Below are 14,221 nucleotides of genomic sequence, written 5' to 3' on the forward strand. Positions count from 1 at the left end.
ATGTGCGGGGGCCGCGCGGCTCAGACCTTGGTCTTGTACCCGCGGCCCCACTGGAGCCCCCACCCGTAAAGCCGGTCGAGCTCCGCCTGGAAGCCGTAGACGTACTTCACCTCGCGCCGGACCGTCAGCTCGCCCTTGTTGTTCTCGATCAGCACGACGGCGCAGGAGCGGGCCTGCGGGGCACGCTCGTCGAGCCCGATCTCGATCCGCGGGCCGTTGCTCGGAAAGAGCGTCACGATGGCGTGGGTACGGTCGAAGGCCGGGGTGCCGTCGTAGATGTAAACGAAGATCAGCAGCCGCTTGATGTCGTCCCGGTGGTCCATGTTGATGTAGATGGTCTCGCCGGACGCCGAACCGAACCGGTCGTCGCCGCTGAGCTTCACATACGGCGGTGAGTTGAGGTCGCCGAAGAAGCTCCCGAGCGGCTGCACGACGCCCTTGCTGCCGTCCTTGAGCTCGTACAGGCAGGCCAGGTCGAGATCGATCTGCACCACCGCGGGCCCCTGGGCCTGCACCACCTCGGGCTTGAAGAGCTTCAGCGGATGGCGCAGCAGGCTGCCGCTCCGCCCGGGCCCGCCGATGTCGGAAGTCCGCATCCGCCAGGACAGGTTGACGCGCAGGTTGCCGGTGGCGGCGCCCTGCTTGGTGAGCGAGACGGTCGACCGTCGCTTCGTCAGCTCGATCGCGTTCGACGACGCGCTGCCGCTGTCGAATCCCTGCCGGTCGCCCCACCGCCAGTTGCTCCAGAACGACACCCTCTACCCCCACTTGTCGACGATCCCGGGCCCCAACCGATCGGGGCGGCCACCAGGCCCCGTGCCCCGTAGCCGCCCCGCATCAGAGAGCGTTCCTCATTCCCGCCGTGGTCACACTCCCGAGGTGACTTCGGACTTCTCCTCGGAGGCGTCGCCGCCCTCGCCCGCGAGGGCACGGTTGCGGCGCAGCGAGGACCAGAAGGACCAGGCGATGAGGGTGACACCGATGAGGCCGGTGACGATCTCGTTGACCTGGTACTGAATGGTGACGAGCAGGAGGACGGCGAGGGCGCCGATCGCGTAGTGCGCGCCATGCTCGAGGAAGACGTAGTCGTCGAGGGTGCCCTGGCGGACCAGGTAGACCGTGAGGGACCGGACGTACATAGCGCCGATGCCGAGGCCGAGCGCCATCCAGAAGATGTGGTTGGTGATGGCGAAGGCGCCGATGACACCGTCGAAGGAGAAGGACGCGTCCAGCACCTCGAGGTAGAGGAACATGAAGAACGCGGCCTTGCCCGCGAGGCCGACCATGGTGGGCTGCCTGCCCGCCTTCCTGGCCTCCTCCTCGGCCTCGTGCTCGCGCTCCTCCTCTTCCTCGAGCTTGTTCTCGAAGTGGCCGGAGAGGCCTCCCACGAGGAGGTATGTGATCAGGCCCGCGACTCCGGAGAGGAGGACGGTGGCCGACTTGTCGGCGTGGCCGGTGCTCACATGGGCGTTGGTGGCGATCGTCATCGCCGTCGCCATCAGGACGATCAGGGAGATGGTGACCGACAGCATGTCGAGCTTGCCCAGCTTGGCCAGCGGGCGCTCGATCCACCCGAGCCACTTGATGTCCCGGTCCTCGAAGATGAAGTCGAGGAAGATCATCAGCAGGAACATGCCACCGAAGGCGGCGATTGCCGGGTGGGCGTCAGTGACCAGGTCCTCGTAGCGGTTCGGGTCGTCGATCGCGAGATTGACGGCCTCGATGGGACCGACCTTGGCGCTGATCGCGACGATCACGACCGGGAAGACCAGGCGCATTCCGAAGACCGCGATGAGGATGCCGATGGTGAGGAAGATCTTCTGCCAGAAGGCGTTCAGCTTCTTCAGCACGCCCGCGTTGACGACGGCGTTGTCGAAGGAGAGCGAGATCTCGAGGACGGAGAGGATCAGGACGATCCCGAATGCCTCCCACCCCCAGCCCCACGCAGCGGCGGCGAGGCCGATCACCGTGACGGCGAACGACCAGCCAAAGGTTCTCAGAAGCACTGGCTACCCAATCGTGTTAGCGGGGTCCCCCGCGCGCAGTGCGCGGCTTTACGAAACATTGACCCCGAAGTCTAGAGCGATGCCGCGCAGCCCCGACGCGTACCCCTGACCCACCGCACGGAACTTCCATTCGCCGCCGTACCGGTACACCTCGCCGAAGATCATGGCCGTCTCGCCCGAGGCGTCCTCGCTCAGGTCGTAGCGCGCCAGCTCCTGGCCGTCCGCCTGGTTGACCACGCGGATAAAGGCATTGCTGACCTGGCCGAAGGTCTGGCCCCGGTTGTCCGCCTCGTGAATCGACACCGGAAAGACGATCTTGTCGACCTGCGTGGGCACCTTGGAGAGGTCCACCAGGATCGACTCGTCGTCACCCTCGCCCTCACCGGTGAGGTTGTCGCCGGTGTGCTCGACAGAACCGTCCGGGCTCTTGAGGTTGTTGTAGAAGACGAAGTACTCGTCGCCCAGTACGCGCCCCGACTGCAGCAGCAGGGCGCTGGCGTCGAGGTCGAACGGCGCGCCTGTCGTCGAGCGTGCATCCCAGCCCAGACCGACCATCACCTGCGTGAGATTCGGCGCGGCCTTGGAGAGGGAGACATTGCCTCCCTTGGCGAGCGTGACGCCCATGATCCTGCATCCTCCCCTGAGTGCTGTACTCCTCGATGCCCGGTGCCGCACCCCCGCGCGCGGCAGAGGGGTGCGGCACCGGGCGCGTGCGTCGCCCGCGGATCAGACGTTGACGCCGAAGTCCTGCGCGATGCCGCGCAGGCCCGAGGCATACCCCTGGCCGATCGCGCGGAACTTCCACTCCGCGCCGTGGCGGTACAGCTCGCCGAAGACCATGGCGGTCTCGGTCGATGCGTCCTCGCTCAGGTCGTACCGCGCCAGCTCCGAGTTGTCGGCCTGGTTCACCACGCGGATGAACGCGTTGCGGACCTGGCCGAAGCTCTGCTGGCGGGTCTCGGCGTCGTAGATCGACACCGGGAACACGATCTTGTGGACATCGGTCGGCACGGCGGCCAGGTTCACCTTGATCTGCTCGTCGTCGCCCTCGCCCTCACCGGTGATGTTGTCGCCGGTGTGCTCGACGGAGCCGTCCGGGCTCTTGAGGTTGTTGAAGAACACGAAGTTCTGGTCGGTCCCGACCTTGCCCTCGGCGTTCGCGAGCAGGGCGCTGGCGTCGAGGTCGAAGTCGGTTCCGGTGGTGGTGCGGGCGTCCCAGCCCAGACCGACGATCACCGCGGTCAGGTTGGGGGCTTCCTTGGTCAGCGAGACGTTGCCGCCCTTGCTGAGGCTGACTCCCACGAGTCCTCCCATTGAGATCGAGGAGCACTGCGTGCCCCCGTCGTGCGTTGGCATCGGATCAACGAACTGATCCTAGTGAGCGGTTCCCTGTCTGTCCCCGTACCACCTACAGGCTCTGCAGCGCCTTGACGTACTCGTTGAGATCACGGGCGTCGGGCAGGCCGTTGACGACAGTCCAGCGGACGGTTCCCTCCTTGTCGATGACGAAGGTGCCGCGGAGCGCGCAGCCCTTCTCCTCGTCGAAGACCCCATATGCGCGAGAGGCCTCGCCATGCGGCCAGAAGTCCGAGAGGAGGGGGTAGTCCAGTCCCTCCTTCTCGGAGAAGACCCGGAGCGTGAACGGGGAGTCGTTGGAGACGGCGAGCAGCTGCACGTCGCCGTTGACGAACTTCGGCAGCTCGTCGCGCAGGGCGCACAGCTCGCCGGTGCAGACGCCGGTGAAGGCGAAGGGGTAGAAGAGCAGCACGACGTTCTTCTCGCCCCGGAAATCGGAGAGCCGCACGGTCTCGCCGTGCTGGTTCTTCAGCTCGATGTCCGGAGCCTTCGCGCCGACCTCGATCGCCATGAGTCCTGGTCCCTCTCTCGAGAAGAGCCCGGCCAGGGGACACCGCGTGTCCGCCCGGCCGCCTGCGGGTTTGCGCGGCCAGTCTGTCACCGCGAGTGCACACCGGGACACAGCGCCCCCGGCGGCGGAGCCGCCGGGGGCGCTGAAGAGGTCGGATGGGGCCTGAACAGGCGTCCGCTGCTCCGAGACGGATGGTCCCGGGGCTGGCTCGGGGTCCGGGCTGGTCCTGGGGGTCCGGGGTCGGCCCGGGTCCGGGGCTGGTCCGGGTCCGAAAATCGGCCCTGGGGTCCGGGGTCGGCCCGGAACGCCTATCGCTTGCCCGTACGGGCAGCCTTCGGCGTGACCAGACGGCTGCCGGTCCAGTCCTTGCCCGCGTTGACACTGCTGGTCTGCGCCAGGCCGGCGGTCTGCGCGGCCTCGCCGATGTCGCTCGGCTCGACGTATCCGTCGCGCCCGGTCTTCGGCGTCATCAGCCAGACCGGGGATCCGGAATCGATCATCGTGGTGGCGTCCACCAGCGCGTCCGTCAGGTCGCCGTCGTCCTCGCGGAACCACAGAACAACGGCGTCGGCCACGTCGTCGTAGTCCTCGTCGACGAGCTGCTGGCCGGTGACGGCCTCGATGCCCTCGCGGAGCTCCTGCTCGACATCGTCGTCGTAGCCGATCTCCTGGACCACCTGCCCGGGCTGGAAACCCAGCCTTGCGGCAGGGTTGGTCCGCTCCTCCGCGTGGTCCGCGGTCGCGCTCACGGATTGCCTCCTGTCATTTCCTGCTGTCATGTCCTGAGGATGTCTGTCGCCTCGCGCGTGCGCGAGCCATTGGGCGTAGTCCACACGGGCCGGGCTGTTCGCGCAAGTACCCAGCCGCCGATCCCGCCCAAACGTTGACGTGTCGCCGCAACTCCCATCATGACGGAACGGGCGGGGGTGATTCACACCACACGATTCTGCCCGATTTGTAAGGTCATGGTCCCCCGCTGCGCCGTTCGGACGCGAATGAGGAAAGGCCAGGCGACGAACGGCCGTACGCCGGGCGCCGCCGCCGTGGGCGTAAGGTTGCGATTTGGCCGACTACCGATCGGCGACGCCGCGCGACGCCCCGTCTCACACAGTGGCGGTTACCGCCCGGTAGAGATGACGTTTCCGCCTTCTGAGGTACACGATGGAGGCGGCGCGACCCAGCAGAAGCTGAATCTGACCCGCGTGCAGAGCACGACCCCGAACAGCGAAGGAACAGCGTGGCTTCCGGATCCGATCGCAACCCGATCATCATTGGCGGCCTTCCCAGTCAGGTCCCGGACTTTGATCCCGAAGAGACCCGGGAATGGCTCGAGTCGCTCGACGCGGCAGTCGACGAGCGAGGCCGCGAACGTGCCCGCTACCTGATGCTCCGCCTGATCGAGCGTGCCCGCGAGAAGCGCGTGGCCGTGCCCGAGATGCGCAGCACGGACTATGTCAACACCATCGCGACCAAGGACGAGCCGTTCTTCCCCGGCAACGAGGAGATCGAGCGCAAGATCCTCAACGCGACCCGCTGGAACGCGGCGGTGATGGTTTCCCGCGCGCAACGCCCCGGTATCGGCGTCGGCGGCCACATCGCCACCTTCGCCTCCTCGGCGTCGCTCTACGACGTGGGCTTCAACCACTTCTTCCGCGGCAAGGACGAGGGCGACGGCGGCGACCAGATCTTCTTCCAGGGGCATGCCTCCCCGGGCATCTACGCCCGCGCGTATCTCCTGGACCGGCTGAACGAGCTGCAGCTCGACGCGTTCCGGCAGGAGAAGTCGAAGGCGCCCTACGGGCTGTCCAGCTACCCGCACCCGCGGCTCATGCCGGACTTCTGGGAGTTCCCGACCGTCTCCATGGGTCTCGGCCCGCTCGGCGCGATCTTCCAGGCCCGCATGAACCGCTATATGGAGTCCCGCGATATCGCCGACACCTCCAAGTCGCACGTGTGGGCCTTCCTCGGCGACGGTGAGATGGACGAGCCGGAGTCGCTGGGCCAGCTGACGCTGGCCGCGCGTGAGGGCTTGGACAACCTGACCTTCGTCGTCAACTGCAACCTGCAGCGCCTCGACGGCCCGGTGCGCGGCAATGGCAAGATCATCCAGGAGCTGGAGTCGGTCTTCCGCGGCGCCGGCTGGAACGTGATCAAGCTGGTCTGGGATCGCAGCTGGGACCCGCTGCTCGCCCAGGACCGCGACGGCGTGCTGGTCAACAAGCTGAACACCACCCCCGACGGCCAGTTCCAGACGTACGCCACCGAGACCGGTGCCTATATCCGCGACCACTTCTTCGGTGACGACCACCGCCTGCGCAAGATGGTCGAGGGCATGACCGACGACCAGATCCTGCACCTGGGCCGCGGCGGTCACGACCACAAGAAGATCTACGCGGCCTACGCGGCGGCCAAGGAGCACAAGGGCCAGCCGACCGTGATCCTCGCGCAGACCGTCAAAGGCTGGACGCTCGGCCCGAACTTCGAGGGGCGCAACGCGACCCACCAGATGAAGAAGCTGACGGTCGATGACCTCAAGCGCTTCCGGGACCGGCTGCACCTGCCGATCGCGGACAAGGAGCTGGAGTCCGGCGTCCCGCCGTACTACCACCCGGGTCCGGACTCGGACGAGATCCAGTACATGCACGACCGGCGCAAGCAGCTGGGCGGCTATGTGCCGACCCGCGTCGTGCGGTCGAAGCCGCTGAACCTCCCGGACGACAAGGCCTACGCATCGCTCAAGAAGGGCTCCGGCAACCAGCAGATCGCCACGACGATGGCGTTCGTGCGGCTGCTGAAGGACCTCATGCGGGACAAGGAGATCGGCAAGCGGTTCGTGCCGATCGCGCCGGACGAGTACCGCACCTTCGGTATGGACTCGCTCTTCCCGACGGCGAAGATCTACAACCCGCTCGGCCAGACCTACGAGTCCGTGGACCGCGAGCTGCTGCTCGCCTACAAGGAGTCGCCGACCGGCCAGATGCTGCACGACGGCATCTCCGAGGCGGGCTGTACGGCTTCGCTGATCGCGGCGGGCTCCGCCTATGCCACGCACGGCGAACCACTGATCCCGGTGTACGTCTTCTACTCGATGTTCGGGTTCCAGCGCACCGGCGACCAGTTCTGGCAGATGGCCGACCAGCTGGCGCGGGGCTTCGTACTGGGGGCGACCGCGGGCCGTACGACCCTGACCGGCGAGGGTCTGCAGCACGCGGACGGCCACTCGCAGCTGCTCGCCTCGACCAACCCGGCCGTCGTCGCATACGACCCGGCGTTCGGCTTCGAGATCGCCCACATCGTCAAGGACGGTCTGCGCCGGATGTACGGCTCGTCGGACGAGCACCCGCACGGCGAGAACGTCTTCTACTACCTCACCGTCTACAACGAGCCCATCCAGCACCCGGCCGAGCCTGCGGACGTGGACGCCGAGGGCATCCTCAAGGGCCTCTACCGCTTCAAGGCGGGCGAGAAGGGCGCCACGCCGGCGCAGATCCTCGCCTCGGGTGTCGCGGTGCCGTGGGCCATCGAGGCCCAGCGGATCCTCGCCGACGAGTGGAACGTCAAGGCGGACGTCTGGTCGGCGACCTCCTGGAACGAGCTGCGGCGCGACGCCGTGGAGGTCGAGGAGCACAACCTGCTCCACCCGGAGGAGGAGCAGCGCGTCCCGTACGTGACCCGGAAGCTGCAGGACACCGAGGGCCCGAAGGTGGCCGTGTCCGACTGGATGCGGGCCGTCCCGGACCAGATCGCGCGCTGGGTGCCGGGCACGTACCAGTCGCTGGGCGCCGACGGCTTCGGCTTCGCCGACACCCGTGGTGCGGCCCGCCGGTTCTTCCACATCGACGCCCAGTCGATCGTCCTGGGGGTGCTCACTGAGCTCGCCAAGGAGGGCAAGATCGACCGCTCGGTGCTGAAGCAGGCGATCGACCGCTACCAGCTGCTCGACGTGGCGGCGGCCGACCCGGGCGCCGCGGGCGGAGACGCGTAACTCCGCGGCAGCGCGCCGCAGGGAACACCGCGGGACAGCACAGCACTTCATAGCACTACCTCCTCGGCCCCGACCGGCTCGCCCGGCCGGGGCCGAGGAGTTCCGACGGGGTGCTTAGATGCCGGGTATGAAGGGGGAACCTGCACAGACGGGGTGGGAGCGGTACACGCAAGGACCGCTGCTCGGACTTGCGGTGCTGTTCGCCGTGGCGTACGCCGTGCCGGTCGTGAAGCCGGATGCGGGCGAACAGGTGCGGCAGCTCTGTCTGGTCGTCGAGTGGGTGGTGTGGGGTGCGTTCGCCGTCGACTACGCCGTGCGGCTGGTACGGGCGCCCGACCGCCTGGTGTTCGTGCGCAGCAATCCGCTGGCGCTGCTGGCCCTAGCCCTGCCGCTGGTCCAGCCGCTGCGGCTGCTGCGCCTGGTGGCGACCCTGCTGCTCGTCGGGCAGCGGGCCCGGATGGCATCGCAGGTGCGGCTGACGACGTACGTCGCCGGGTCGGTCGTCGGTCTGCTGATGTTCGGCTCGCTGGCCGTCCTGGAGGTGGAGCGGGGCTCTCCGGACGGGAACATCAAGAACCTGGGTGACGCGGTCTGGTGGTCCTTCACGACCATGACGACCGTCGGCTACGGCGACCACGCGCCGACGACCGGACTCGGGCGGATCCTCGCTGTCGGTCTCATGCTGTCGGGCATCGCTCTCCTCGGCGTGGTCACGGCGAACATCGCCGCCTGGTTCATAGCGCGCTTCGAGCACGACGACGCGGAGGAGCGACGGCAGACGGAGGCCATCGCGGCCCTGACCGCCGAAGTGCGGGCGCTGCGCGCCGAGCTGGCGGAACTGCGGCAGGCCGTCACCGTTCCCCCACCGTCTGCCGACGCCCCGGCAGCGAGCACCAGCGGTCAGCCATGAGCAGGGATGCCTGCGCGGCGACCGCCAGTACCCCGCTTCAGCGCCCGCTCAGCTCTCCCAGACCTTGAAAGCCCGTACCTGGTAAGGGGATTGGGGCACCCACGTGCCTCCGCCCGGATAGGTCTCGAACTCGCCCGTCTCGCCGCATTCGGCGCTCTGGTACGTGGTGACGGGCCGGCCGGTGCGGTTCGCCAGCGAGGCGGCCGTGGTGCCGCGGGGCAGGGGCACGCAGCTCTCGATGTCGATGTCCGAGAGCTCGTACGTACGGCTCGCGCCGCGGAAGTCGCTCTTCTGCCACAGACACAACTGGCCGGTGGCACAACTGCCGAGGCGCGGGGCGCCGGCAGCGGCCGGTGTCGCAGCCGTGGCAGGTGTCGCGGCCGCAGCCGCCGCGCCCGGATTCAGAGCCATGGCAGCGGCGGCCAGGGCGATTGCTACGGCGCTGGTGCTCGCACTGGACTTGATGGTGAAGGCGGTGGCGTTGCGCATCTGGATCACTCCCCCGTGTCGGACGGTTCTGCTTCTGTTACACCGCAGACTCGCCTCCGGTTCCCGGTCCCGCCAAGGGAGTTGATCAAACCGCCACCCTGATAGGGCAGACGCGGCGGAGGGGGCCGGGCGCTCGGCCCAGCCCCCTCCGCGTTGACGTGCGCGCCGGCCGGATGCCCCCCGGCTCGATGTGCCCCGCTCGCCTAAATGTGCCCCGCTCCCCCGCCAGGCTGCGTGTTCTCGCCGCGCTTGGTGAGGGTCGCCACCAGGGCCGCGAGGACCGCGACGATGCCGGCCACCGTGAACGACAGGCCCATGCCCGACACGAACGTGTCATGAGCGACGTCCGAGATCTTGGCTGCGACGCCCGGCGGGGTCTGTTCGCCGACCGGCGCCATGCCGACCGACACCGCGTCCGACGCCTTCGCCATCTGCTCCGGCGGAAGCGGCGGCAGCCCGGCCCCGGCCCAGTTCCCGGGCAGGTCGTTGTCCACCCTGGCGGCCATGACGGCGCCCAGCACGGCCGTACCGAGGCTGCCGCCGACCTGCATCGCGGCCTGCTGGAGACCGCCCGCGACCCCCGCGTGCTCGAGCGGGGCGTTGCCGACGATGACCTCGGTCGCGCCGACCATGACCGGGGCGAGGCCCAGGCCCAGGAGGGCGAACCACACGGACATCACGCCCGTTCCCGTGTCCACCTCGAGCGCGGACATGCCGAGCATCGCCACGGCCGTGCACACCATGCCGCCGACCAGGACGATCCGGGGGCCGAACTTGGTGATCAGCGCCCCCGCGAGCGGCGAGGCGACGATCATCATGCCGGTGAGCGGCAGCAGGCGCAGACCGCTGTCGACCGGACTCATGCCGTGCACGTTCTGCAGGTAGAAGGTGACGAAGAACAGCCCGCCCAGGAACGCGAAGGCCATGAGCACCATGAGGACCGTGCCCGCGGAGAGCGGCACGGACCGGAACAGCCCGAGCGGTATCAGCGGCTCGCTCACCCTGGACTCCCACAGCGCGAAGGCGATGAAGCCGACCAGGGCGAGTCCCAGGAAGAGCAGCGTCATCCCGTCGCCCCAACCCCACTCCGGGGCCTTGATGAGCGCCCAGATCAGCGAGAACATCGCCCCCGACAGCAGCACGATGCCGGGGATGTCGAAGGACTTGGCCGCGTTCTCTGCGCGGTGGTCCTTGAGGATGACCAGGCCGAGGGCGAGGGCGACGATGCCGACCGGCACGTTGATGAAGAACACAGACTGCCAGTTGACGTGCTCGACGAGCAGGCCGCCGATGATCGGTCCCGCGGCCGTGGAGGCGCCGATGACCGCACCCCAGATGCCGATCGCCATGTTGAGCTTCTCCGCGGGGAAGGTGGCTCGGAGCAGGCCCAGCGCCGCGGGCATCAGGAGGGCGCCGAACAGGCCCTGGAGAACGCGGAAGGCGACGACGGTGGCCACGCTGCCGGACAGCCCGATGGCGCCCGATGCGGCGGCGAAGCCGGCGATGCCGACGAGGAAGGTCTGACGGTGGCCGAAGCGGTCTCCGAGCTTGCCCGCCGTGATGAGCGCGACCGCGAGAGCGAGCAGATAGCCGTTGGTTATCCACTGGACATCGGCCAGGGATGCCTTGAGGTCCTTCTGGATCGCGGGGTTGGCGATGGCGACGATCGTGCCGTCGAGCGCGACCATCATCACGCCGATCGCGACGGCGATGAGAGTCAGCCAAGGGTGTCCCCGAAGCCCTTGGTGAGGCTCCGGTACGGGAAGTTCCGGCGCCGCGTCGGCGACGGTGGTCTGTGACGTCATAATCGGGAGGCTAATGACAGCCGCTGACAGTTGACAAATGGATTCACGAGTCGGTAGCTGTCACGTAGCTCACAGGTATCCTGATCAGGGAAAATGCAGGGAAACGCGGCAAGGAGAGGGCCGGGAGACATGGCTCAGCACGTAGCGGAAACGAGGCCATCGGCCGGCCTTCCGTCCGCACCACCGCCCGCGCCCGTCGGGCTCAGGGAGCTGAAGAAGCAGCGCACGCGCAACGCCCTGGTCCGCTCCGCCCTCGAGCTCTTCACGACCCAGGGCTACGAGCGGACGACGGTGGACGAGATCACCGATGCCGTCGAGGTCTCGCAACGAACGTTCTTCCGCTACTTCGCCAACAAGGAGGAAGTCGCCTTCGCCGTCCAGGACGTGGTGGAGGACCTGTTCTACGCCGCCGTATGCGAACGGCCCGCCGACGAAACGCCGATGACCGTGCTGCGCCACGCCGTCCTCTTCGCCTGGGACGCCATCGGCCAGGCCATCGAGGAGACCGTGCCGCCCGAACTGCACATGCGCATGTACCAGGTGATCGAGTCGACGCCCGCGCTGCTCGCCGTACACCTGCGCCGCTCGGCCGAGCTGGAGGATCGGCTCGCCCAGGAGATCGCCCGCCGCGAGGGGCTCGATGTGGACGCCGATCCGCGGCCCCGTGTGCTGGTGGCGGCGTTCGGCGGGGTGATCCGGGTGAGCGGCAGGCTCTGGGGCAAGGGGGACGACTGGAGCCCTGACGCCATTCGCGAGATCACCGAGTCCTACCTCGACCAGTTGGGCCCGGCCCTCGCGGACGACTGGCACAGCGGGGACGGAACAGTACACGGGAGTTAAAGTTCCCATCGTCCGATGTGACGGTAATTGCACCGTCATGAAACGTGAGTTCCGTCACCCACTGCACGGGCCACCCTGCCCTTCTCCTAGGGTGTCCCGCAGTGTCTTCTTTCCCTGAGCTCGGCTCCTCCCCAACATCCTGGCCCGGCGACTCCCCGGTCTGGCGCGCGGTGCTCGCCCTGGCTGTCGTGTTCGTGCTGCTGGCCACTACCGGCTGGACCGCGATCCGGCACCACCACCCCGTCGGCGGACCGCGCGAAGCCGCCGTCGCGGCTTGGAGGAACGCGTCGATAGGCGGCCGTGACCTGCCCGACCCGGAGTCCGCGCCCAGCACCCTGGCCCGCTTCTTCCGCTCGCTCACGGCGGCTCAGAAAAGCCGTCTGGCCGATCGGTTTCCGCTGGTCGTGGGCAACCTGGGCGGGGCGCCTGTGGAGCTGCGCTACCACGCGAACCGGATCGCCCTCGACGACGCCCGCCGTACGGCGAAGGAGCGCATGAACGACCAGCGGCTCACCGAGGTGGGCCGCCAGGAGGCAGGTCGTCTCATGCACCGGTTCGAGTCGATGCTGACCGAGGGGCGGCAGATCCTCGCCTTCGACCCGACGGGGCCCGGCCGCGCCGCCGAGGTCTTCGGCGACCTCTCACAAGCTCGCCAAGTGTCGGTCGTCGTCCCTGGAGTGGACACCAATCTGGTGAACTTCGAGCGCACCGAACGGACGTACACCGCCCCCGTCGGCATGGCCCAATCCCTCTACGAGGCCCAGCGCGCCGAACGCCCGGATGCCCGTACGGCCGTGGTGGCGTGGGCCGACTACACCTCGCCCGCGGGTCTCGGGGTGGACGCCGCGACCGGGCGACTCGCCGAGGAGGGCGCCGTACGGCTGGACTCCTTCGTCGAGTCGCTGAGCGATGCCTCCCGGGTCTCGCTGTTCTGCCACAGCTACGGCTCCGTGGTCTGCGGCGTCGCCGCGAGCAAGCTGTCACCGAAGGTGACCGACATCGCCGTGGCCGGCAGCCCCGGCATGCGGGTGGAGAACGCCGCGGGGCTCGGCACCCGGGCGCGTGTGTGGGCCACCCGGGACGCCGACGACTGGATCCAGGACGTCCCGTACATGGAGTTCGGGGCGCTGGGACACGGCGCCGACCCGGTCTCACAGGGCTTCGGGGCGCGGGTGCTCTCCGCGGACCGGGCTTTCGGTCACGCCGGCTATTTCGAGCCAGGCACCGACAGTCTGGAGAATTTCGCCGAGATCGGGGTAGGGGCTCTGGGCTCCGTGGACTGCGCGGTGGGGCGCGGGCCGGACTGCCGGGCAGGGATCCACGGACCCGCAGACGTTTGACGCGCGTAGCGTTCAGAAGGGGGACGGGCGGGCGACCGCCGCATACGATGAGCCGCATGGGTGATGTGCTGGCCGGTTTTCACACCGTCTGGGAGTTCGACACGGACTCCGTGCTCATCCGCTTCGAACGGGGGATCCGCACGCCGAAGCTGTTCCAGGTGCTCGGCGAGCGGCGCATCCCCTACGAAGCGCTGGCAGCGGTGGAACTCGCTCCTGGCAAGCGGGGGACGGTGGCGCTGCGCGCGGTGCCCCGGCCCGGCGCCGATCCGCTGATGGACGCGGCGGACGGGCAGTTGAAGGAGGGCAGCGACCCGTACCGGCTCGTGCTCCCGGCCGAGCGGGAGGTGCTCGCCGAGTACTACGCGGACGAGATGCGGGCTGCCCTGGGCAGTTCGGGGGCTGAGCCCGCCGACCGCTACCTGGTCACGGCGCCCGCGCCGCCGCGGGGCTTCAAGGCCTACGACGGCAAGGCGTCCTTCGACGGGAAGTCGGTCGCCTTCCGCTGGTTCTGGACGGGCGCGTCGTCGGCCAAGTGGAAGGCCGGAGACCAGAACTTCCCGGTGGACGAGCTGGCCGGTGTCGAGTGGCGTTCGCCCGAGGTCTTCAACGGGCATCTGCGGCTGGTGCTGCGCGACGGGGCGGACGCCGCCGGCTGTACGCCCCGCGGCGAGCAGCCCGGTGCCGCGGACCAGGATCCGGCGGCGGTCGTCTTCGGGCTCGGATACGGGCTGGTGCACGAGTCGCTGCCGTTCGCGGCCGCGGTGCTGGAGGCCGTACGGGCCGCGGAGCCGGACGAGGACGCGATGCCGGGCGGGCCCGGCCGGACCGTGGCCGCCCTGACAGGGGCCGACAAGGCCCGCCCCGACCCGGCCGACATCGCGGACCGCATCCGGCACTTGGGCGCGCTGCACGACGCGGGGCTGCTGACGGACGACGAGTTCAGCGCGAAGAAGGCCGAGCTGCTGGCGGAGTTGTAAGC

13 protein-coding genes are annotated in these 14,221 nt (G+C 68.6%); 5 read left to right on the plus strand and 8 right to left on the minus strand.

What is annotated here, in order from left to right; genetic code table 11:
- Positions 1 to 20: 20 nt before the first annotated feature.
- The 6 genes from ACTWQC_RS20515 to ACTWQC_RS20540 all read right to left on the minus strand — a co-directional run bounded on the left by ACTWQC_RS20515 (position 21) and on the right by ACTWQC_RS20540 (position 4,622).
- A complete protein-coding gene (locus tag ACTWQC_RS20515; protein ID WP_443317198.1) occupies positions 21 to 755 on the minus strand; it encodes a TerD family protein in 735 nt (244 codons plus the stop codon).
- 111 nt (positions 756 to 866) lie between these two features.
- Positions 867 to 2,006 (minus strand): DUF475 domain-containing protein, encoded by a 1,140-nt coding sequence (locus ACTWQC_RS20520; RefSeq protein ID WP_443317199.1) that lies wholly within the window; start codon positions 2,004 to 2,006, stop codon positions 867 to 869.
- A gap of 48 nt (positions 2,007 to 2,054) precedes the next feature.
- The gene (locus ACTWQC_RS20525; protein ID WP_443317200.1) at positions 2,055 to 2,630 is read right to left on the minus strand and encodes a TerD family protein; all 576 of its coding nucleotides are present in this window, start codon (positions 2,628 to 2,630) and stop codon (positions 2,055 to 2,057) included.
- Positions 2,631 to 2,732: 102 nt separating this feature from the next.
- A complete protein-coding gene (locus tag ACTWQC_RS20530) occupies positions 2,733 to 3,308 on the minus strand; it encodes a TerD family protein (protein WP_443317201.1) in 576 nt (191 codons plus the stop codon).
- A 106-nt stretch (positions 3,309 to 3,414) separates the two neighbouring features.
- A complete protein-coding gene (locus ACTWQC_RS20535; RefSeq protein ID WP_443317202.1) occupies positions 3,415 to 3,873 on the minus strand; it encodes a peroxiredoxin in 459 nt (152 codons plus the stop codon).
- 308 nt (positions 3,874 to 4,181) lie between these two features.
- Positions 4,182 to 4,622, minus strand: a complete 441-nt coding sequence (locus ACTWQC_RS20540; RefSeq protein ID WP_443317203.1) for a DUF3052 domain-containing protein — start codon at positions 4,620 to 4,622, stop codon at positions 4,182 to 4,184.
- A 488-nt stretch (positions 4,623 to 5,110) separates the two neighbouring features.
- Between ACTWQC_RS20540 and aceE the strand changes: the two genes are divergently transcribed.
- Both aceE and ACTWQC_RS20550 read left to right on the plus strand, forming a co-directional pair.
- Positions 5,111 to 7,858, plus strand: a complete 2,748-nt coding sequence (gene aceE / locus ACTWQC_RS20545; RefSeq protein ID WP_443317204.1) for a pyruvate dehydrogenase (acetyl-transferring), homodimeric type — start codon at positions 5,111 to 5,113, stop codon at positions 7,856 to 7,858.
- 127 nt (positions 7,859 to 7,985) lie between these two features.
- Complete coding sequence (locus ACTWQC_RS20550) at positions 7,986 to 8,768, plus strand: potassium channel family protein (RefSeq protein WP_443317205.1); 783 nt, start codon at positions 7,986 to 7,988, stop codon at positions 8,766 to 8,768.
- A 48-nt stretch (positions 8,769 to 8,816) separates the two neighbouring features.
- Here ACTWQC_RS20550 and ACTWQC_RS20555 read toward each other — a convergent pair whose 3' ends face one another.
- Both ACTWQC_RS20555 and ACTWQC_RS20560 read right to left on the minus strand, forming a co-directional pair.
- Entirely contained in the window at positions 8,817 to 9,257 is a 441-nt protein-coding gene (locus ACTWQC_RS20555) for a peptidase inhibitor family I36 protein (RefSeq protein WP_443317206.1), read from the minus strand.
- Between the two features lie 203 nt (positions 9,258 to 9,460).
- Positions 9,461 to 11,062: an MFS transporter gene (locus ACTWQC_RS20560; RefSeq protein WP_443317207.1), complete on the minus strand. Its 1,602-nt coding sequence runs from the start codon at positions 11,060 to 11,062 to the stop codon at positions 9,461 to 9,463.
- Between the two features lie 129 nt (positions 11,063 to 11,191).
- Here ACTWQC_RS20560 and ACTWQC_RS20565 point away from each other — a divergent pair, with 129 nt between their 5' ends.
- From ACTWQC_RS20565 to ACTWQC_RS20575, 3 genes are all read left to right on the plus strand, one after another.
- Positions 11,192 to 11,902, plus strand: coding sequence for a TetR/AcrR family transcriptional regulator (locus ACTWQC_RS20565; RefSeq protein ID WP_443317208.1), 711 nt, complete (start codon positions 11,192 to 11,194; stop codon positions 11,900 to 11,902).
- Between the two features lie 101 nt (positions 11,903 to 12,003).
- Positions 12,004 to 13,242 (plus strand): alpha/beta hydrolase, encoded by a 1,239-nt coding sequence (locus tag ACTWQC_RS20570; RefSeq protein WP_443317209.1) that lies wholly within the window; start codon positions 12,004 to 12,006, stop codon positions 13,240 to 13,242.
- 56 nt (positions 13,243 to 13,298) lie between these two features.
- Entirely contained in the window at positions 13,299 to 14,219 is a 921-nt protein-coding gene (locus ACTWQC_RS20575; protein ID WP_443317210.1) for a DUF4429 domain-containing protein, read from the plus strand.
- Positions 14,220 to 14,221: the final 2 nt, after the last annotated feature.

This window comes from Streptomyces sp. 8N616 (genome assembly GCF_052246385.1).
Lineage (GTDB): Bacteria > Actinomycetota > Actinomycetes > Streptomycetales > Streptomycetaceae > Streptomyces.

Bases quoted from the DNA above. Each gene is read 5' to 3' on its own strand.
- ACTWQC_RS20525 (WP_443317200.1), bottom strand. From the start codon at position 2,630: ATGGGCGTCACGCTCGCCAAGGGAGGCAATGTCTCCCTCTCCAAGGCC.
- ACTWQC_RS20575 (WP_443317210.1), top strand. From the start codon at position 13,299: ATGGGTGATGTGCTGGCCGGTTTTCACACCGTCTGGGAGTTCGACACG.
- ACTWQC_RS20565 (WP_443317208.1), top strand. From the start codon at position 11,192: ATGGCTCAGCACGTAGCGGAAACGAGGCCATCGGCCGGCCTTCCGTCC.
- ACTWQC_RS20560 (WP_443317207.1), bottom strand. From the start codon at position 11,062: ATGACGTCACAGACCACCGTCGCCGACGCGGCGCCGGAACTTCCCGTA.
- ACTWQC_RS20550 (WP_443317205.1), top strand. From the start codon at position 7,986: ATGAAGGGGGAACCTGCACAGACGGGGTGGGAGCGGTACACGCAAGGA.
- ACTWQC_RS20535 (WP_443317202.1), bottom strand. From the start codon at position 3,873: ATGGCGATCGAGGTCGGCGCGAAGGCTCCGGACATCGAGCTGAAGAAC.
- ACTWQC_RS20555 (WP_443317206.1), bottom strand. From the start codon at position 9,257: ATGCGCAACGCCACCGCCTTCACCATCAAGTCCAGTGCGAGCACCAGC.